Here is a 17,542-nt window from a genome sequence, read left to right as displayed (position 1 = left end):
GCAGAACTACGATCCTGCACCGGCGGATTCAATGGACTTCTGCATGTCAGAAAGTGCAGTGTCCACGGGCTTCTCACCCTTGATGGCTGAATACGCGTTTTCCTGGATCGCCTTGGTAACCGCCGGGTAGAACGGGGTGACCGGGCGCGGTTTGGCGTTCTCGATGGAGGTCTTCAGCACGGGCAGGTACGGAAGCTTCTTCACCAGGGTCTGGTCCGTGTAAAGCGACCCGAGCACCGGCGCCAGCGAGCCCTGGGTGGCGTAGAACTTCTCGGTTTCCTCCGACGTCATGAACTTCAGGAAGTCCAGGGCAGTGGCCTTGTTCTTGGAGTAGACGCTAACGGCGAGGTTGTGGCCGCCGAGCGAGGAAGCACCGGGGCCATCCTTGCCGGGAAGCGGGGCGATGCCCAGCTTGTCCTTCACGGCCGAGGAACCTTCAGTGGTGGCCAGGTTGTAAACGTAGGGCCAGTTGCGCAGGAAGAGGAGCTTTCCGCTCTGGAAGGCCTGGCGGCTCTGCTCCTCCTGGAAGGTGATGCCTTCCTTCGGGATGTTGCCGTCGGCGTAAGCCTTGGCCAGGTTCTCCAGGCCAGCCTTGGCTTCGGCCGTGTTCAGGCTGGGCTTGCCGTCCGGATCCAGGACGGAGCCGCCGGCGGAGTTGATCGCCTCCGAAGCGTTCACGGTCAGGCCCTCATACTTGCTGAACTGACCGGCGTAGCAGCCGATGTTGTTCTGCTTGGCGATTGAGCACATGCCCATCATCTCGTCCCACGTCTTCGGCGCAGTGGGGACAAGGTCCTTGCGGTAGTACAGCAGCCCGCCGTCGGAGGTCTGCGGTGCCGCGTACAGCGTGCCCTTGTAGGTGGCGCTGTCAACGGTCGGCTTCAGCATTGCGGCGGTATCGAAGGCCATCTTGTCCTTCAGCGGCTGGAGCCAGCCCTTGGCCGCGAACTCCGCGGTCCACACAACGTCAACGTCCACGACGTCGTAGCTGGCATCCTTGGCCTGGAAGTGCTGCACGATGTCGTCGTGCTGCTGGTCCGCCTGATCCGTCTGCTCCTTGAAGGTCACCTTCTCGTTCGGGTGGGCGGCGTTCCACTTCTCGATCAGCGGCCGGACGACGTTGCTGTTGTCCTTGCCCTGAACGTAGGTAATGGGACCGCGGCCGTCCAGGTTGTTGGCGGCGTCGCCTCCCCCGGCACCGCCGCCCGTGGTGCTGCCCCCGCCGCCGCCGCCACAGGCAGACAGGGTCAGAGCGAGCACACCGGCAGTGGCAACCGGGAGTAAGAACTTAGGGGTTTTCATTGGTTGGAGACTCCTCGCTGAGTGACATGGAAATCAGTCGTGCGGTTGATGTGGTGACTGTCACACTAGTAACGTTGCCCGAGGATATGCAAGCGTTTACACCTAATTGTTACCGGAGAGGCAACTATGACCCACCGCCCGATCAGCACGCCGGCTTCCGAGACAGCAGCATGGTGGGCCCACGCGGCTGTCTACCAGATTTATCCGCGTTCTTTTTCTGATGGAAACGGTGACGGCATGGGCGACCTGCCCGGCGTCACGGCGCGTCTGCCATACCTGCAGCAGCTCGGTGTCGACGCCGTCTGGCTCTCGCCGTTCTACCGGTCCCCGCAGGCCGACGGCGGCTACGACGTCGCCGACTACCGGCAGGTCGACCCCGCGTTCGGCACGCTGGCCGACTTCGACGCCATGCTGGAGGAGGCCCACAGCCGCGGGCTGAAGGTGATCGTGGACCTGGTGCCCAACCATACGTCCGATGAACATGCGTGGTTCCAAGAGGCCCTCGCGGCGGGCCCCGACTCAGCCGCCAGGGAACGTTACATCTTCCGGCCGGGAAAGGACGAGGTTCCCGGATCCGGCGACGGCAACGTCGAACCCAACAACTGGAAATCCATCTTCGGCGGACCAGCCTGGACGCGGACCACGAATGCGGACGGCTCCCCCGGTGACTGGTACCTGCATCTGTTCGACACGAAACAGCCGGACCTCAACTGGGAAAACCCCGAGGTCTGGGAGGAGATGCGGTCGGTGATTCGCTTCTGGCTGGACCGGGGCGTGGACGGGTTCCGGGTGGATGTGGCCCACGGGATGGTGAAGGAGGCCGGCCTTCCGGACTGGGAAGGCGTGGCTGCCATGGTGGAAGGCGCCGCCGAAGCCACCCACGTGACCGATCCCCCGGGCGCCCATGACGAGGCAATTGAACCGCATACGGCGCACGCTTCACCGGCCGGCGCCGGCGAAGGAAATGCCGCCGTCACTGGTGCCGCCGCTGCTGCCGCGGAGCACGAACCCGTATCGCCGCTGTACCCGCCGTCGCCGTTCTTTGACCAGGACGGGGTCCATGACATCTACCGGGACTGGAACCGCGTCCTGGCCGGGTACGACGGCGACCGCATGCTGGTGGCCGAGGCGTGGGTTGAACCTGCGGAACGGCTCGCCAGGTACATCCGCCCGGACGAGATGCAGCAGGCCTTCAACTTCGATTTCCTCCTGGCCGGCTGGAACGCCCAGCGGATGGCGGTGGCCATCGAGGATTCCCTCGAGGCTGCCGCGTCCGTGGGAGCGCCGTCGACGTGGGTGCTGAGCAACCATGACACCGTGCGCCATCCGAGCCGCTTCGGCCTGCAGGACCCCACCACCTTTCCGAAGGGCATTGCCGCCGAAGACGAGCAGCCCGATGCCGTTCTGGGCCTGGCCCGTGCCCGGGCTGCCACGCTGGTGTCCCTGGCCCTGCCCGGCTCGGCCTACATTTACCAGGGCGAGGAGCTTGGCCTCCCGGAGCACACCACGCTGCCCGCCGAAGCCCGGCAGGACCCGACGTTCTTCCGGACCAACGGCATCGAGCGCGGACGCGACGGCTGCCGGGTGCCGCTGCCCTGGAAATCCGCTGCGCCGGGGTACGGCTTCGCGGCGGCGTCCGCTGCGCAGGACCCGGCCGCGCCGTGGCTGCCGCAGCCCGAATCGTTCGAAGATCTGGCCGCAGACCGGCAGGACGGCGTTAAAGGCTCGACGCTGGAGCTGTACCGCTCGGCGCTTGCCGCGCGGCGGAGCCACGGGCTGGGATCCGGGACGTTCTGCTGGGCGGACAACCACGATCCCGATCTGGGAGTCCTTGCCTTCCTGAACCGGGATGTCCTGGTGATCGCCAACACAGGCACCGAACCTACGCCTGTCCCCGACGGCTACCGGGTGGCACTGTCCAGCGCCGAAGACGCAGCCGCTGAGGACGCCGTCGTCGCACCCAACAGCGCGGCCTACCTGGTGGCCGGATAAAGAGGCCAGCGAGCCCTTGACGAACGGAGTTAGCGGACCCGCTCAGCACGGCTGAAGCGGGTCCGCGCGCCGGCCGCGATGTGCACCAGGACCGGCGTCCGCTGGCCCACCACAGCGCTCAGTGCGTCAACCAGGTCCGCCGCGTCCGCCGCGACGGCCTGCGGAGAAACACCCGGCCGCGGGTGCAGCCGCAGCTTAAGCGCGGGCTGACCCTTCACGTCATAAATTGAGACCGTGGCTCCGGCGAGGTCGGGACGGTCGGCCAAGGCGTTTTTGAGTGCCTGCTCGGCCACTCCACCGCCGATCCGGATGTCGCCGGGAATGCCGCCCGGGTCCTCCGCTGCCAGCAGGAGGTCGGTGCGGCCCTTGCCCTGCTGGGCGATCCACGCGACCATGAGGCCGATCAGCAGCACCACCGCCAGGGCGAGGACGATCCACAGCCAACTCCCCTGCCGGCCGGGGAACTGTGTGGCCTCGAAGACTGCGGCGGCATTGTCCGACACGCTTTTGGACCAGGAGTGCCACCAGGCCGCGACCGCGGGAACGGCCGCCAGGAGCACCAGCAGCACACCGGTCACCAGCAGTTTGAAGCCAAGAATGCCGAGGAGGATCCGGTTGAGAAGCCTGGGTGTACCGTTCACGCGCCCACCACCCCGGAAGTCGACAGGTTAACCGTCACCTGCGGCATGGGAGCCGGTCCCATCGCCTGCAGTTCATCCTCCACAGCCTGCAGGATGGCGTTCTCGCTGACGGGCACGCCGGAGGTGGGCCGGACATTGACCACCACCTGGCGCTGGGAAACCACCACCATGACCTGTTCCTGCGTGACGTTGGCCGCCAGGCGCGCGCTCCGGGCAAGCGCCGCGGCGATGACCTCATCATCAACCACCACGGCGATCCGGCGGTCGGCGAGCAGATGCCTGGCCCGGCGGCCGGGCAGGACCGCGTTCAGGAAAAAGAAGAGGCCAGCTGCGGCGATCACGGCTCCGGCAGCACCCAGCAGCAACGGCGGCACGCCAGACGGGAGTGCCACGATCCGTTCGGCTGCCGTCTGCGGGTCGATGAGCCAGGGCGGCTGGCCGATGGCGCGCACCGCCGATTCAAGGAGCGCGTAAAGACACAGCACGATCACCAGGGACCCGGCGATGACCGATGCCACGGCCCGGGAAGAATGGGTCTCGCGATGCAGGACGCGGCGCATGTCGATGGCGGGGGCGTGCGCCGCCCCGGAGCCGCCCTGAGCCGGGTCCCCGCCGGCCTCATGCTGCTGTTCGACGACGGAACTCACCGGACCCTGCCCCCTTCCGTGACTTGGGCCCCGCTGATACGGATGTCGACCCTGCTCAGACTCGCACCGCTGAGCTCGGTGACCTTGGTCAGAATGGCGGTCCTGGCGTGCACGGTCCTGTCCCAGATGGAGCCGCCCACAGACTGGACGCGCCCCGGGTCGCGGAGCACGGCCGTCAGGCTGGGGATCCTGATGGGTGCGACGAGTGACAAAGCCAGCAGGCCGGCGTCGTCCGTCCAGTCGGCGCGCACGTCATGGGCATGGATGCCCAGGGCCTCGGCGGCGGCGGCCTGGGCCAGGCTCGTGAGCGCCTGGGTGCTGATCCTGTTGTGGCCGCTGTACTGCCGGCTGGGCGTAGCTGCTGCGGCTGCCTGGCTCATGTCGGCTGCCCCGTTCATGTGGGCCGTACCGCTCATGAGGAGGAGCGCCGGCCGCTGATGGCATCGATGACGCTGCGGAGGTCCAGTTTCCCTTCTGCGGCGCGGCCCAGCAGCGCACCGATTCCCATGAACAGCAGGGAGATCAGGAAGCCCCAGAGGCCGAACTGTAGTGACATGAACGCCACGAAGGCGCCGACGGCGATTCCAACGACAGTGGGGCTCATAGGACCGGCTCCCTCTCGGCGACGGCGGGCGCACCCGTCGGCTTCACGGGCGGTGCAATGTAGACGTCGTTGATCTCGACGTTCACCTCGATGACCTGCAGGCCCACAAGTTTCTCGACCGCGGCATAGACGCTTGCCCGGACCTGGTTGGCGAGGGCATGCAGCGGAGCGCCGTAGACGGCCACAAGGGTGATGTCGACTGCCACCTGGGTTTCGCCCACCTCGGCGTGCACACCGGCGGCATGGTCGGAGCTGCCCACCGCGTCTCTGATGGCCCCGAGCGCCCGGGAGGAGCCGGTCCCCAGGGAGTACACGCCGGGCACGGCCCGGGCCGCGATCCCGGCGACCTTGGCCACGGCGGTCTCGGAGATTACGGTCCGTCCCCCGGCTGCGGCCGGCGTCAGGGCAGGGTCCGCCCGAACGGCGGCGGTTTGTGGATTCTGGTATTCCATCAGCACTCCCCTTCTGTTGAACACAACCCTATCCCCTAGGCCCGACAACGTCAGGGGCCCGGGCGCACGGCAGAGCCTGGCCCCCGGCAGGTCAGTGGCAGTTCGTGGACAGCCAGCTGGTCACGGGGGCCATGGCGGCCTCGAACTTGCCGTTGGAATACACGCTCTGGTCGGTGAGCCCGGCGAGGGCCACCTCGTTCAGCCGCGCGAAGTCCGCTTTCAGTGCCTCCGGAGCGCGCTGCGCCGTTTCGGCCAGTTCCGCCTTCTTCTGCTCGAGTTGTGCCGTCTTGCCCTGCGCGGCCGAAAGGGGCAGCAGGGACGCCCCCGTGGCCTGGGTGGAGATGGCGTCGCAGGCCTCGGCCGCGGAGGGGTAGCCGCCGTACGGACCAGACGCGGCGCTCGCCGACGCGGTCGGAGCGGCACTGCTGGCCGCCGTCGTCGACGTTTCAGACGCCGACGGCGCACTGCCGGAGGCGGGCGCGGAGCAGCCGGCAAGTGCCGTTACGGCAAGAAGGGCGGTGGCGTACAGCGGGCGGGCTAGATGATTCACGGTTTCCATTCCTGGAGTGGTTTTGCCGCCTGCGGCGGCCTGGCTGGGCAGCCGCAGAACGCCTGCCCCGTCCCCCGGCGTGCGAGTCTAGCCCGGCTGTCCTGCCACTTTCCAAGTTGACAGGCCCGGTGCACTTTGCAGGCATACCGATAATTGACCCGTATATACAGAGTTGCAGACACGGCAGGAGGCGCCCGGCCCCCGATTCACGTCAGGGTCCGGGCGCCTCCCGTTTACTGCTTCAGTGGGTTACTTGTAGAGGCCCTTGCCGCCAACGTGGACGTTGGTGGGCAGGTAACCGAACGGGCCGAGGCCGTTCTTGCCGAACGTGCGGTCAACCTTGGACACGCCATTCCGGAAGTTGATCTTCACGGTGGGCGACAGGGATCCGCCGCGGACGCCGTTCACGTTGTCGATGAAGGACTGGACCAGGCCGCCCGGCTGCACGTAGTGCGAGTAGGCCTGGAACTGACGGCCGTTCTGGTTCGGCGTCGGGGCTTCCGGGGACTCGGACGGCAGGTTCAGGTCCGTCGGGGAACCCAGGGCCAGGCCGCTGTTGTTCATCGGCTGGTAGTCGGAGCGGACACCGTCGCCCACGAAGCCGTAGACGCCGTCGGGACCGCGCATGCCTGCAGCATAGGTGAACTGGTGGCTGATGGTGAACAGGTAGTACTTGTTCTTGCCGTTTTCGTTCTGGATGAAGATCTGCGGACGCTCGGTCTGGTCGTTGACGCAGTTGGCGGACAGGATCGGCGGCAGGAAGTGCCACTTGGTCAGGTCCTTGTTGTCTGCCACGGCCAGGCCGACGTTGGCGGTCTGGTAGTAGGCACCCTTGCTGTTGACCTCGTCGAGGTTCTCGGCATTGGGGTCACCCTTGGCGTAGCCCAGGTCCGCGTTCTCGCAGCGGTAGTCGCCGCGCTTGCCGCCGGTGTTGCCTTCGAACACCATGTAGGTCTTGCCGGGGTGTGCCGGGTCGGCGAAGGTGTACGGGTCGCGGAACGCGAAGCCGGGGTTCTGCGCCTTGTTCTGGTACAGCTTTCCGTCCGGCTCGAGCAGCTTGGTGTGCTGGAACCCGTCGAAGGTGACGCCGTTCTTGTCGGCGTGGATGTTGCCGAGCGCCTTGGCGATGACGGCGTCCGGGGCGATGCCGCCGCCGCCGGCGTTGCGCTCCTTGACGTCGTAGAACGTGGTGGCCGTGTAGAACACGTTCACCTGGTTGCCCTTCATGAGGCGGGTGGAGCCGGACCATTCGGTGTTGCCGATGGAAGTGTTGTCCAGGAACAGGTGTCCGCCGTAGTTCCACTTGTCCTTCGCCGGGTCGGCGTTGGTCTTGCGGAAGAAGTAGCCGATGCGGGCGTTCCAGTGGCGCTGGTCGAAGCCGTAGCCTGCGTGCCGGTCAGCGACCAGCGAGAAGATCACGTCGTAACCCTTGTAGCTGATCTGGTTCGCGTTCTCGTCGGTCAGCGACCAGGTGTCCCAGACCCACACGTCATCGTTCATGGCGGGGAAGTCCTCGGGGATCTCCGGCATGGTGACGTCGGGGCTCATGGAGTTCTGGCCCGGCTGAACCTTGGAGTCGCTCTGTGCCATGATCTGCTTGGCATCGGCACGGGTCCACTTTGAGGTGAAGTCCGACGCCGGGTCATGTGCCGTCTGGGTGTGGGGCGTCGGCAGGGGGAAGCCCGGAGTCGGGGCCGGCATCTGAGTGCTCGACGGCGGATCCGACGGCTCGTTGGCCTGCGCCGAGGGCACGGCGAGGAAGGCCGTGGCGGCGACAGTGGCCACCAGAGCTGCGGCGGCGGGGCGCCACCGCAGCATCCGGGGGGTGTTGGGGTGCTTGTGCATTTTTTGCTCTTCTCGCGGAGTGACTTTCGTGGAAGACGGGCGGCTGCCCTTGTCCCCCGGACTCCGGAGACCCCGCTGACACGCCATGCGTCATCGAGGACGCCGTTGTGTCGAGGGAAGAAAACGGGGCTTGGGTAGGACCCCGTTGGGCGATCGGAAATGTCTTACATTTCCCGGCCCACACTCAACGGTAGACAACGTTGTCAGCCAAGTTCAACACGGTTTTCGGGGATCATCTGCGTGATTCCCCACTCGGGTGCAAACGCTTACATCTCGTTTGCGCGCGCGTGCCCCAGTTCCGACCCGGAATCAAACGTGCCTTCATAAAGGCGTCATCAATGGCATTGCTCACACCCGGCACTGTCGCCGCGGCCGGCCAACATAGGCACTTTCACGCGGAACACACCGGCCGTCGTCGGAATTGCGACGACGGAGCCTCCAAAGTGGCCCGACGAGGGCTCATGTTCCGGGCGCAGGGTTCCGGGGCCGTCGTGAGGGCGGGGAAGCTCGCGGCCAAAAGGGGCACTTTGACTCGCGACACACCGCTTGCAGCCGGAAAGTACGACGCCGGGGCCTCCAACGTGCCCCACGACGGCTTGCCGGGGCAGAGAAAGGCTGGGGCCAAGGGCGGAGAACCCGCAAATCCAGGGAACGAAAAAACCCCGCTGTTCCTGATGGAACAGCGGGGTTCTAGCTGGTGGCTCCGACCGGCGTCGATCCGGTGACCTTTCGATTTTCAGTCGAACGCTCTACCAACTGAGCTACAGAGCCTAGGTGACATGTCACCATGACGGCCGGAATTCCTTCCGGCAATCAAAGCGACCCTGACGGGACTTGAACCCGCGACCTCCGCCGTGACAGGGCGGCGCGCTAACCAACTGCGCTACAGGGCCTTGCTATTTCTTGCTTCCGCAGTATGGCTACCGCGTTTTTTCAAGGACTCCAGCCTACCAGACTTTTTTGCCTGCTTTGACCACTTCCTTGCGTACCCCCAACGGGATTCGAACCCGTGCCGCCGCCGTGAAAGGGCGGTGTCCTAGGCCGCTAGACGATGGGGGCCTGGACTCAATCCGGCTGAACAAGGGCAAAAATAAAGGGCCGAAGCCTTTCGTTCTTGTCCTGTCGTGTTCCTCCGAACTGGACCTGTAAAACTATAGAGCCTATCCCCGGAATATCCAAAATCGGCCCTGCGAAGCCCGAGATGGCGGGCAAATCAAGGCCACACACAATGGCAGTTTCTTGGCTAGACATGGCCGATTTCCGCCAGCCACGGCGCCGGCAGCGGGGCTAGATTGGCACCATGGCATCCACCGCGGGCACCAGCCCCCTCCAGCCCCAGTCCCCCGAAGATCCCACTGTGAAGAAGCCCACTCCTTCGGTGAACGCGCTGGGCGTCGCCGCAGTCGTGGTGACCGTGGTCCTCTGGGCCTCCGCCTTCGTGGGCATCCGCGCCGTCGGACCAAGCTTCTCCCCGGGAGCCCTGACGCTGGGGCGGCTGGCGGTTGCCGCCGTCGTGCTCGGTGCGGTGGTGCTTCCCAAGCTGAGGGCGCTCCCGCGGGGACCCGAGTGGTGGCCGATCCTCGCCTACGGCGTGATGTGGTTCGCCGGGTACAACGTGGCGCTCAACGCAGCGGAACATTCGCTCGACGCCGGAACCAGCGCCCTTCTCATCAACGTGAACCCCATCCTGGTGGCCGTGATGGCAGGCATCATCCTCAAGGAGGGCTTTCCGCGCTGGCTGATTATCGGCAGCCTGGTGGCGTTCGGCGGAGTCGCGGTCATCGCGCTGGGATCGGGGACGCGCTCGACGGCGGACGTGGCCGGCGTGCTGCTTTGCCTCCTCGCTGCTGCACTCGCCGCGGTCAGCGTCATCATCCAGAAGCCCGTGCTGCGGAAGTTTCCCGCCGGGCAGGCCACGTGGTTCGGCATCATGGTGGGCCTGGTCTGCTGCCTTCCCTTCGCCGGCCAGCTGGGTCAGGAACTGCAAGCGGCGCCGATGCCCGCCACCCTGGGGCTCATCTATCTGGGCATCTTCCCCACCGCCATCGCCTTCACCACCTGGGCCTACGCCCTTTCGCTGATCGATGCCGGCAAGCTGGCTGCCACCACGTACCTGGTGCCGGGCACGACGGTGCTGATCTCGTGGCTGGTGCTCAGCGAAATCCCGACATTTTGGGGGCTCGTCGGCGGCGCGATCTGCCTCCTCGGCGTGGGGCTGACCCGTCGGAGATCCCGCTAAAGTTTGGATATGCCCGCAAACCTGCCGCCCGGCCTCCCCATCGTGCCGGACGGAGCCGGCGACCCGTCCGGTTTCGAGATGTCCGAGGCCGACTTCGAAGCGGCTGTCAGCGACGCTTTGGACCAGCTTCCGGCCGAGGTGGCACGGGCCATGGACAACGTGGCCGTGTTCATCGACGACGACTACGTCCCGCAGCCCGGCGAGGACCCGGACACCGTGCTGCTGGGACTGTACGAAGGCGTTCCGCTGACCGAACGCGACTTCTGGTGGGACGCGGGATCCCTTCCGGACCGCATCACCATCTACCGCAAACCCATCCTGGACATCTGCTCCTCCCGCGAGGACGTGGTGGAGGAAGTGGCTGTAACGGTGATCCACGAGATCGCCCATCACTTCGGAATCGACGACCAGCGGCTTCACGAACTGGGTTGGGATTAGCCTTGTAGGCATGGGACACGATCACAACCACGCCCACGGCCTCACGGCTACGGGCAGGCATCGCAGCAGGCTGATCGCGGTTCTGGCCATCACCCTGTCCGTGATGCTCATCCAGGTGATCGGCTCCCTGCTCTCCGGCTCCCTTGCCCTGCTGGCCGACGCGGGCCACATGCTCTCCGACGCCGCCGGCGTCTTCATCGCCCTGATGGCCTCATGGATCGGAGCGCTGCCGGCCAGCGACCTTCGGACCTACGGCTACCAGCGGGCGGAAGTCCTGGCAGCACTCGCCAACGCCCTGATCCTGGTGGTGGTGTCGGCAGTCATCTTCACCGAGGCCATCCGCCGCATCGGCTCCGCGTCCGAGGTGCACACCGACATCATGCTGTACGCCGCCATCCTGGGTGCGGCTGCCAACCTCGTCTCGCTGCTGATCCTACGCAAGGCCCAGCAGGAGAGCCTCAACGTCCGCGGCGCGTACCTGGAGGTGCTGGGCGACCTGCTCGGCTCGTTCGCCGTGATCGCGGCCGCCCTGGTCATCAAGTTCACCGGATACCTGGCGGCGGACACCATCGCCTCCGTGATCATCGCGCTGATGATCCTGCCGCGGGCGTGGCACCTGCTCCGCGAGGTGGTCGACGTCCTCCTGGAGGCCACCCCAAAGGGCGTGGAAGTCAGCATGATCCGCGAGCACATCCTGTCCGTGGCCGGCGTCGTTGCCGTCCATGACATCCACATCTGGACCATAACGTCCGGCGTGCCGGTATTTTCCGCCCACGTGGTTGTGGAGGACGAGATGCTCAGTGCAAAGGGGGCCGACCAGGTCCTGGACAAGCTCACCACCTGCCTCGGCTCGCACTTCGACACCGAGCACTGCACCTTCCAGCTGGAACCGGCCAGCCATTACGAGCACGAATCTCCGCAGCACGCCTGACGGATGCACTCGCCACCGCCTTTCCGCACCGACGGCCCCTCGCCTGCCTGCCGTTATGCGCGCTCCTTGACCAGGCACGACCGCGACACGCCAACCCCACCTCCGGGCAAATGACACTGGTGTTGTTTATGTTATTGATGTGACCAGTGTTGCCAAAGTGGCAGACTGGCACCTAACCTCAGAGGGCTGGGCATCTTCAGAGGGGCACTTCGGTGCTGCCTCCCGACTCGTTCGCCCCGCCCTGACTTGCGAGGTTATGAATGAGTTTGACCGGTCCCGGCCGCACAGCCGCCGTCCTGTGCACCGCCGTCGTCCTCTTTGGAACCCTTGCAGCACCTGCGCGGGCCGACCGGGCATTCGCTGTTGCGCCAGCATCGGTGCTGGGGGCATCCTTGAATGTTCCGGCGGCGCCGGAAATCCCCTCCGCCGAGGACATCGCCGCGGCCAAGTCCAGTGAAAGTAAGACGGCGGCAAAGGTCGCCGACATCGAGGGCATCCTTGCCGACGCCGCGGCGGCCCAGGAGGCCACGTTCGCACGGACGCTCGAAGCCAACAATGCCTACAGCAACGCCCTGGTGGAGCTGGACACGAGGTCGGATGCGGCCGCGATGGCCACGGCGAGGGCTGCTGCCGCGGACAAGGAACAGTCCAAGAGCCGCAAGGCCGTGGGCCAGCTGGCCGGGGACCTGTACCGGAACGGCGGCCTCAACCCGGAGCTGAGCGGCCTGGTCACGGGCACGGGCGACGTCCTGGCCAAGGCTGCAACGCTGCAGGCCCTCACCGCCGGCCGGAGCAGGGCCTTCACCGCCGCCGAAACCACCGCCGCAGCCGCCGCATCACTCACCGCCGCTGCCGCCGACGCCCGCCGCGCGGCAGACGACGCCGCGGAAACCGCCGAAAGACTCAAAGCAGCGGCAGACCAGGCCAACGCAGCCCAGGTGAAGGCGGTGGCGGACGCCAAGGCCCAGCGGACTGTCCTGGTGGGCCAGCTTGCCTCGCTGCGGCACACAACTGCAGCGCTCGAGTCCGCCCGGGTGGACGGCCTGGAGCGCCAGCGCCAGCAGGCCCGGCTGGCCGCCATAACCGCCGCCGCCGAACGTGCCGCCGCTGACCAGGCGGCCGCAGAGAAGGCGGCAGTGAACGCTTCGGGTTCCGACGGCGGGAGTACGGCCCCGGCGGAACAGTCCGCCTCCGCGCCCTCCCGGACGCCTGCCCAGACTGCCGTAGCACCTGCAGCGCCGGCACCTGCCGCTCCGGCGGAGCCGTCAGCACCTTCACCTGCGGCGCCGGCGGCTCCGGCCCCTGCCCGCCCGGCTCCCGCACCCGCACGGCCGGTTCCGGCCCCTGCCCGCCCGGCGCCGGCACCCGCCCCGGCGCCAGCACCTGCGCCGATTCAGCCGGCACCAGCACCGGCGCCCGTTCAGCCGGCGCCGTCGCCGGGCGGTTCCAACCAGGCGGCCATTTCGGTGGCCATGGGCAAAGTGGGCTCCCCGTACTTCTACCAATACGGCGGCACCGGTGCCTACGGCTTCGACTGCTCGGGCCTGGTCCAGAACGCCTTCGCGGCCATCGGAAAGCAGCTTCCGCGCACGGCTGCGGAGCAGTTCGCCCAGGCACCCGTCCATGTGCCGCTGTCGCAGGCACAGCCCGGTGATCTCCTGGTCTGGGGTTCGGCCCCGGGTTTCTACCACGTGGCGATCTACCTGGGCGGCGGCCGGGTGGTCCAGGCGCTGAACCCCTCCGCGGGCATCACCGTGACGGACCTCAGCATGATGGCCGGCATGCAGCTCTACCCGGTCGCCGCGCGCTACTGACCGGTGTCTCAAATGGCGGAGACCCCAACGGCGGGACTCCAATGGCGGGGACCCTGCCGGCAGGGGCGATCCCTAGGACAGCACGTCCTTGCTCACGAACCGGCCGTACGCCAGCGCGCCGAACGCCGCGATATAGCCCAACTGCAGCAGGGCATTGTCACCGAACGAGTCCCAGCCGATGGGCTGGCGCAGCAGGTCCGCGAAGCCGAACCAGTAGTGCGAGAACAGCCACGGGTGCAGCCACTCCAGCTGGGGCAGCTGGTCGAGCACCTGGGAAACGACGGACAGGATGATCGTGGCAGCCATGGCCCCCACGGGCACGTCGGTCAGCGTGGAGAGGAACAGCCCGATGGCCGACAAACCCAGCAGCGACACAGCCTGGTAGGCAGCGATCAGGAGCATCCTGACCAGTGCCTCGTCCGGTTCGACCAGGTCGCCCGAGAGCAGCGCCACCGGCCCCACAGGGAAGATCGCCCAACCGATGCCAGCTCCGGCGAGCGCCCCGGCAAGCGGCGCGGAAATACAGAACACCGCCGCCCCGGCATACTTGACCAGCAGCAGCCGCACTCTTCCGGCGGGAGCCACCAGCAGGTACCGCAGCGTGCCCAGTCCGGCTTCCCCGGCAATGGTGTCCCCCGCGACCACGCCAATGGTCAGCGGAAGGAACAGCGGAACCGAAACCAGCATCGCCGTGACAGCCACGAAAAGCCCGTTCTGGCTGATCCGGTCCAGGAACGCAGGCCCCCTCCCGGGGGGAACAGCTGAGGAAACGCGGACGACGACGGCGATCACCACCGGGATAGCGGCCAGGGCCAGGAGCATCGCCTGGGTCCTGCGGCGGCGGAACAGCTGCTTCAGCTCCGAGGCGAGCAGGGAACCGCTGGACGCCCGGCGCCGGGTCCCCGGCGCCGGCCTGTTGTGCACCGTCAGCCGCTGAACTGCCGGCTGGTCCGCGGCCGTCTCCTGCGCTTCTGCCCCGCGTCCCTCGGACTTCTGCGCTTCCGGCTCATGTGCCGCCGGTTCCTGCACTGGCTGCCGGTCACTGTGCGACATCGAAGCCCTCCCCCGTCAAAGCCACGAACCGGTCCTCCAGGCTGCCGCGCTCCACCGTGAACCCGCGGACGCGCACCCCGTCCGCCACGAGGGCAGCGACGATCGTTTCCGGCGGCACGCCTCCGTTTGCGGATGGTTCAGCTGCCGGCGCCGGGTGGCCTTCAGGGCCTGAGCGCCCTGCTGTGCGGGCGAATGCTGTGCGGTCAAGCCCGGTGCCAACGGGAAGGCTTGCGGTGATCACTGCGTCCGCGCCGTCGGGATGGCCCACAACCGGGGACAGGCCAAACCGCGCCAAAACGCCCGAGGCCGTACCGGCGTCGGGCGTCACGAGCCGGAGCTGCGCGGTGCCGGCCTGGCGGAGTTCGGCCAGGGGCCCCTGCGCCACCAGCCGGCCGGCGCTCATGATCGCCGCATGGGTGCAGATTTGCTCCACTTCTGCGAGCAGATGGCTGGAGACGAACACGGTGGCACCGTCGGCGGCGAGTGACCGCACAAGGTTGCGGACCTCGCGGGTGCCCTGCGGATCCAGCCCGTTGGTCGGTTCGTCCAGGACCAGCAATTCACGTCGTGCCAGCAGCGCGTTGGCGATTCCCAGCCGCTGCTTCATGCCCAGCGAGTAGGCCCGCACCTTCTTCCGGGCAGCGTGGGAAAGCCCCACCCGTTCCAGCGCTTCCCCCACCCGCGCGCTGCGGGTGGACGGCGTCGCGTGGCGGTCCGCCGCATCCAAGCGGTGCAGATTTGCCGCGCCCGACAGGAACGGATAAAAAGCCGGGCCCTCCACCAGGGCACCAACGCGGGGCAGGACCTCGTCCAGCTGCCGCGGCATGTCCAGTCCCAGGACCTTGACTTCCCCGGCGGTCGGAGCGGCCAGGCCCAGCATCATGCGGATGGTGGTGGTCTTCCCGGAACCGTTGGGCCCGAGGAAGCCGAAGACTGAGCCCCTGGGCACGGCGAGGTCGATGCTGTTGACCGCCATCTGGTGGCCGAACCGCTTGCTCAGCCCCTTGGTTTCCAGCGCCAGTGCGCGGCCAGGCGCTGTCACCTCGCGGCTGCGGCGGCCTGGAGCCGCTCCAGGGGCACGGAACCAACGAAGGTCCGGCCGTCATCCGTCAGCAGGACATTGACCAGCGATGTGGAGATGGCACGGCCGCCTGGGACCGTCACGGTTGCCTGGCGAAGCAGGGGGTCATTGAGCAGCTTGTCGACGGATTGCTTCCCGGACTCAGGGGATGCGGACGGGACGGAAGCGGACGGGGCCGGAATCCCGACGATCCGTTCCCAGCCGGTTCCGGTGACCATCGGGACATGCCCGCGAAGGTCTTTGTGGTCCCAATTCCTGTGAGCCCGGTTCTTGTCAGCCAGGTCCTTATCGGTGCGGTCCGCCTTGCCGTGGGACGGTGCCGGCACGGCAAATTCCTTCACCGAGGCACCGGGCGGCGGCGAGAAGTTGAACAGGCTAGCGTCGGGAGCACCAAGCGTCAGGCTGGAGAACGCGGTCCGGAAGGCAGGCTCCTGCTGCCCGCGCGCCCGCACCTCCACGCTCAGCGGCATGCCGTTCTCACCGTCCACGGCCACTGCCACCGAACCCACCAGGGTCACGTCCGACCGCGGCGTGAGGACCAGGTTGTACGCCGCCCTGCCTGCCACCTCGGTGTCTCCGGCCACCGCCACCTTGGTGCTGCTGTCCAGGTTGTCGAGCATCTTCGCGGCCATTTCCTCCGGCGTTGCCACTCCTGCAGGCATCCCGTGGCTGCGGGATTCCTTCGAAGCCATCGCCGGAAGCGTGACATGCGTGGCGGTGTTGTCCCTGGAGTTGTACAGCCACACCTCGTTGCCCTGCCGGACGGCGTCGCGCTCGGCCATCCGGTCCATCACCTGGATGCGGGCTTTGCTTAGCCCATCGACATAGACACGGGCGCTGTGCGGTCCGGTCAGCAGCTCGGCGAGGGAACCCGCACCTGAGCCCGAGGTGGGCCCCACCTGCGGAACATCGGGGAGTCCGAGTTCGGAGGACTGCTCCAGCGTGCCGGAGAACGACTTGGTCTGGTGTTGTCCGATCATCGCCAGCACCTGGGCAGGTGACTTTTCCGGCAACGGATCCCGGGCGCTCGCGGGCAAGGACCCCGCCAGTACTCCGGCAGCAATAACAGCAGGTACGGCCACGGCAGGTGTCCACCGCAGCCAGATGGCAGTCATGTCAACTCCGCTCCCACGTCGCAGCTCATACCCTCAGGGTACGCCTCGGCCTCTTATGTGGCAGCCCCCGGCCAGGCTGTCCGCTTTCCCTGCGGCGCCTTGTGGGCCAGACTGGATGGGACGCCGTATTCCAGTTTCCAGGAGCCCCCGCCAATGCACATTCCCGGTGCCACCTCCAGTCCGGCCGACGAACTGACAGGCATCGTGGGCTTCGCCGCCCAGGCGATCGATTCGCTCGGGGAATGGGGGGTGGGACTCTTTACCTTCCTTGAGACGGTGTTCCCGCCCATCCCCAGTGAAGTGATTCTTCCGCTCGCCGGGTTCCTGACCAGGCAGGGATCCCTCAATCTGGCCTTGGTCTTCGTGACCAGCACGCTGGGGGCTTACCTGGGCGCCCTCGCGCTCTATTTCCTGGGCGCCAAGGTGGGACTGGAGCGTTCGATCCGCTGGCTGTCCAAGCTGCCGCTGGTGGACCGGGAGGACTTTGAGCGGGCGGACGCCTGGTTCCGCCGCCACGGCAGGTCGGCCATCTTCTTCGGCCGGCTGCTTCCCGGCGTGCGAAGCCTTATATCATTGCCGGCCGGTGCCGAGCGGATGCGCCTGGGCACCTTCAGCATTTTCACGATCGCCGGCAGCGGCATCTGGAACGGCGCGCTGATCGGCTTCGGCGTTCTGCTGGGCCGCCAGTACGCGATGGTGGAACAGTACTCGCGCTACCTCAACTACGCCGTCTACGCCGGCCTGGCCGTCTTCGTGATCTGGCTCGTGGTCCGGCACATCCGGCGCCGGAAACCGGCACCGGACCGGCAGTAGCCGTGGGCCTGAATAGCCACTGCGC

General features: G+C 67.0%; 17 protein-coding genes and 3 tRNA genes. 6 read left to right on the top strand and 14 right to left on the bottom strand.

Features of this window, described 5'->3' with window-relative positions; genetic code table 11:
* Positions 1-6: 6 nt before the first annotated feature.
* Positions 7-1,302, bottom strand: a complete 1,296-nt coding sequence (locus ACFTSA_RS22555; protein WP_377954195.1) for an ABC transporter substrate-binding protein — start codon at positions 1,300-1,302, stop codon at positions 7-9.
* Between the two features lie 126 nt (positions 1,303-1,428).
* Between ACFTSA_RS22555 and ACFTSA_RS22550 the strand changes: the two genes are divergently transcribed.
* Positions 1,429-3,294 carry a glycoside hydrolase family 13 protein gene (locus tag ACFTSA_RS22550; RefSeq protein WP_377954194.1) on the top strand — a complete coding sequence of 622 codons (1,866 nt, stop codon included), beginning with the start codon at positions 1,429-1,431 and terminating at the stop codon, positions 3,292-3,294.
* 29 nt (positions 3,295-3,323) lie between these two features.
* Here the strand turns inward: ACFTSA_RS22550 and ACFTSA_RS22545 are convergent, their stop codons facing one another.
* The 10 genes from ACFTSA_RS22545 to ACFTSA_RS22500 all read right to left on the bottom strand — a co-directional run bounded on the left by ACFTSA_RS22545 (position 3,324) and on the right by ACFTSA_RS22500 (position 9,092).
* Positions 3,324-3,935, bottom strand: a complete 612-nt coding sequence (locus ACFTSA_RS22545) for a hypothetical protein (RefSeq protein ID WP_377954193.1) — start codon at positions 3,933-3,935, stop codon at positions 3,324-3,326.
* Entirely contained in the window at positions 3,932-4,582 is a 651-nt protein-coding gene (locus ACFTSA_RS22540) for a hypothetical protein (RefSeq protein ID WP_377954192.1), read from the bottom strand. The genes ACFTSA_RS22545 and ACFTSA_RS22540 overlap by 4 nt, the downstream gene beginning before the upstream one ends.
* Positions 4,579-4,962 carry a hypothetical protein gene (locus ACFTSA_RS22535; protein WP_377954246.1) on the bottom strand — a complete coding sequence of 128 codons (384 nt, stop codon included), beginning with the start codon at positions 4,960-4,962 and terminating at the stop codon, positions 4,579-4,581. The genes ACFTSA_RS22540 and ACFTSA_RS22535 overlap by 4 nt, the downstream gene beginning before the upstream one ends.
* A 32-nt stretch (positions 4,963-4,994) precedes the next feature.
* Positions 4,995-5,186 carry a DUF2273 domain-containing protein gene (locus ACFTSA_RS22530; protein ID WP_003799126.1) on the bottom strand — a complete coding sequence of 64 codons (192 nt, stop codon included), beginning with the start codon at positions 5,184-5,186 and terminating at the stop codon, positions 4,995-4,997.
* Positions 5,183-5,638 carry an Asp23/Gls24 family envelope stress response protein gene (locus ACFTSA_RS22525; protein WP_377954191.1) on the bottom strand — a complete coding sequence of 152 codons (456 nt, stop codon included), beginning with the start codon at positions 5,636-5,638 and terminating at the stop codon, positions 5,183-5,185. Before ACFTSA_RS22525 ends, ACFTSA_RS22530 begins: the two co-directional genes overlap by 4 nt.
* A 91-nt stretch (positions 5,639-5,729) precedes the next feature.
* Positions 5,730-6,197 (bottom strand): hypothetical protein, encoded by a 468-nt coding sequence (locus tag ACFTSA_RS22520; RefSeq protein ID WP_377954189.1) that lies wholly within the window; start codon positions 6,195-6,197, stop codon positions 5,730-5,732.
* A 240-nt stretch (positions 6,198-6,437) separates the two neighbouring features.
* Positions 6,438-8,033, bottom strand: a complete 1,596-nt coding sequence (locus tag ACFTSA_RS22515; protein WP_377954188.1) for a glycoside hydrolase family 68 protein — start codon at positions 8,031-8,033, stop codon at positions 6,438-6,440.
* 695 nt (positions 8,034-8,728) lie between these two features.
* A tRNA-Phe gene (locus ACFTSA_RS22510) sits at positions 8,729-8,804 on the bottom strand.
* 48 nt (positions 8,805-8,852) lie between these two features.
* Positions 8,853-8,926 (bottom strand) — tRNA-Asp (locus tag ACFTSA_RS22505).
* Between the two features lie 93 nt (positions 8,927-9,019).
* A tRNA-Glu gene (locus tag ACFTSA_RS22500) sits at positions 9,020-9,092 on the bottom strand.
* Between the two features lie 241 nt (positions 9,093-9,333).
* On the opposite strand from ACFTSA_RS22500, the gene ACFTSA_RS22495 reads away from it, so the two are divergent.
* The 4 genes from ACFTSA_RS22495 to ACFTSA_RS22480 all read left to right on the top strand — a co-directional run bounded on the left by ACFTSA_RS22495 (position 9,334) and on the right by ACFTSA_RS22480 (position 13,455).
* Positions 9,334-10,272, top strand: coding sequence for a DMT family transporter (locus ACFTSA_RS22495; protein ID WP_377954186.1), 939 nt, complete (start codon positions 9,334-9,336; stop codon positions 10,270-10,272).
* 9 nt (positions 10,273-10,281) lie between these two features.
* Positions 10,282-10,710 carry a metallopeptidase family protein gene (locus ACFTSA_RS22490; RefSeq protein ID WP_377954184.1) on the top strand — a complete coding sequence of 143 codons (429 nt, stop codon included), beginning with the start codon at positions 10,282-10,284 and terminating at the stop codon, positions 10,708-10,710.
* A gap of 10 nt (positions 10,711-10,720) precedes the next feature.
* Entirely contained in the window at positions 10,721-11,641 is a 921-nt protein-coding gene (locus tag ACFTSA_RS22485; RefSeq protein ID WP_377954183.1) for a cation diffusion facilitator family transporter, read from the top strand.
* A 260-nt stretch (positions 11,642-11,901) separates the two neighbouring features.
* Positions 11,902-13,455: a C40 family peptidase gene (locus ACFTSA_RS22480; protein ID WP_377954181.1), complete on the top strand. Its 1,554-nt coding sequence runs from the start codon at positions 11,902-11,904 to the stop codon at positions 13,453-13,455.
* Positions 13,456-13,527: 72 nt separating this feature from the next.
* Here ACFTSA_RS22480 and ACFTSA_RS22475 read toward each other — a convergent pair whose 3' ends face one another.
* The 3 genes from ACFTSA_RS22475 to ACFTSA_RS22465 all read right to left on the bottom strand — a co-directional run bounded on the left by ACFTSA_RS22475 (position 13,528) and on the right by ACFTSA_RS22465 (position 16,704).
* Positions 13,528-14,508: an ABC transporter permease gene (locus ACFTSA_RS22475; RefSeq protein ID WP_377954179.1), complete on the bottom strand. Its 981-nt coding sequence runs from the start codon at positions 14,506-14,508 to the stop codon at positions 13,528-13,530.
* Complete coding sequence (locus ACFTSA_RS22470; protein WP_377954245.1) at positions 14,495-15,484, bottom strand: ABC transporter ATP-binding protein; 990 nt, start codon at positions 15,482-15,484, stop codon at positions 14,495-14,497. Before ACFTSA_RS22470 ends, ACFTSA_RS22475 begins: the two co-directional genes overlap by 14 nt.
* Before the next feature lie 62 nt (positions 15,485-15,546).
* Complete coding sequence (locus ACFTSA_RS22465; protein WP_377954178.1) at positions 15,547-16,704, bottom strand: outer membrane lipoprotein carrier protein LolA; 1,158 nt, start codon at positions 16,702-16,704, stop codon at positions 15,547-15,549.
* 153 nt (positions 16,705-16,857) lie between these two features.
* Between ACFTSA_RS22465 and ACFTSA_RS22460 the strand changes: the two genes are divergently transcribed.
* The gene (locus ACFTSA_RS22460; RefSeq protein WP_377954176.1) at positions 16,858-17,517 is read left to right on the top strand and encodes a DedA family protein; all 660 of its coding nucleotides are present in this window, start codon (positions 16,858-16,860) and stop codon (positions 17,515-17,517) included.
* Positions 17,518-17,542: the final 25 nt, after the last annotated feature.

The sequence above is a fragment of the Arthrobacter sp. NPDC057013 genome, from assembly GCF_042674585.1.
Classification (GTDB): domain Bacteria; phylum Actinomycetota; class Actinomycetes; order Actinomycetales; family Micrococcaceae; genus Arthrobacter.
This window is presented reverse-complemented; position numbering and strand designations above follow the sequence as displayed.

What these genes read in the sequence shown, in the direction of transcription:
- ACFTSA_RS22530 (WP_003799126.1), bottom strand. Translation starts at nt 5,186, where the DNA reads ATGAGCCCCACTGTCGTTGGAATCGCCGTCGGCGCCTTCGTGGCGTTC.
- ACFTSA_RS22515 (WP_377954188.1), bottom strand. Translation starts at nt 8,033, where the DNA reads ATGCACAAGCACCCCAACACCCCCCGGATGCTGCGGTGGCGCCCCGCC.
- ACFTSA_RS22555 (WP_377954195.1), bottom strand. Translation starts at nt 1,302, where the DNA reads ATGAAAACCCCTAAGTTCTTACTCCCGGTTGCCACTGCCGGTGTGCTC.
- ACFTSA_RS22475 (WP_377954179.1), bottom strand. Translation starts at nt 14,508, where the DNA reads ATGTCGCACAGTGACCGGCAGCCAGTGCAGGAACCGGCGGCACATGAG.
- ACFTSA_RS22485 (WP_377954183.1), top strand. Translation starts at nt 10,721, where the DNA reads ATGGGACACGATCACAACCACGCCCACGGCCTCACGGCTACGGGCAGG.
- ACFTSA_RS22490 (WP_377954184.1), top strand. Translation starts at nt 10,282, where the DNA reads ATGCCCGCAAACCTGCCGCCCGGCCTCCCCATCGTGCCGGACGGAGCC.
- ACFTSA_RS22525 (WP_377954191.1), bottom strand. Translation starts at nt 5,638, where the DNA reads ATGGAATACCAGAATCCACAAACCGCCGCCGTTCGGGCGGACCCTGCC.
- ACFTSA_RS22460 (WP_377954176.1), top strand. Translation starts at nt 16,858, where the DNA reads ATGCACATTCCCGGTGCCACCTCCAGTCCGGCCGACGAACTGACAGGC.
- ACFTSA_RS22520 (WP_377954189.1), bottom strand. Translation starts at nt 6,197, where the DNA reads ATGGAAACCGTGAATCATCTAGCCCGCCCGCTGTACGCCACCGCCCTT.
- ACFTSA_RS22480 (WP_377954181.1), top strand. Translation starts at nt 11,902, where the DNA reads ATGAGTTTGACCGGTCCCGGCCGCACAGCCGCCGTCCTGTGCACCGCC.
- ACFTSA_RS22495 (WP_377954186.1), top strand. Translation starts at nt 9,334, where the DNA reads ATGGCATCCACCGCGGGCACCAGCCCCCTCCAGCCCCAGTCCCCCGAA.
- ACFTSA_RS22465 (WP_377954178.1), bottom strand. Translation starts at nt 16,704, where the DNA reads ATGACTGCCATCTGGCTGCGGTGGACACCTGCCGTGGCCGTACCTGCT.
- ACFTSA_RS22535 (WP_377954246.1), bottom strand. Translation starts at nt 4,962, where the DNA reads ATGAGCCAGGCAGCCGCAGCAGCTACGCCCAGCCGGCAGTACAGCGGC.
- ACFTSA_RS22470 (WP_377954245.1), bottom strand. Translation starts at nt 15,484, where the DNA reads ATGGCGGTCAACAGCATCGACCTCGCCGTGCCCAGGGGCTCAGTCTTC.
- ACFTSA_RS22550 (WP_377954194.1), top strand. Translation starts at nt 1,429, where the DNA reads ATGACCCACCGCCCGATCAGCACGCCGGCTTCCGAGACAGCAGCATGG.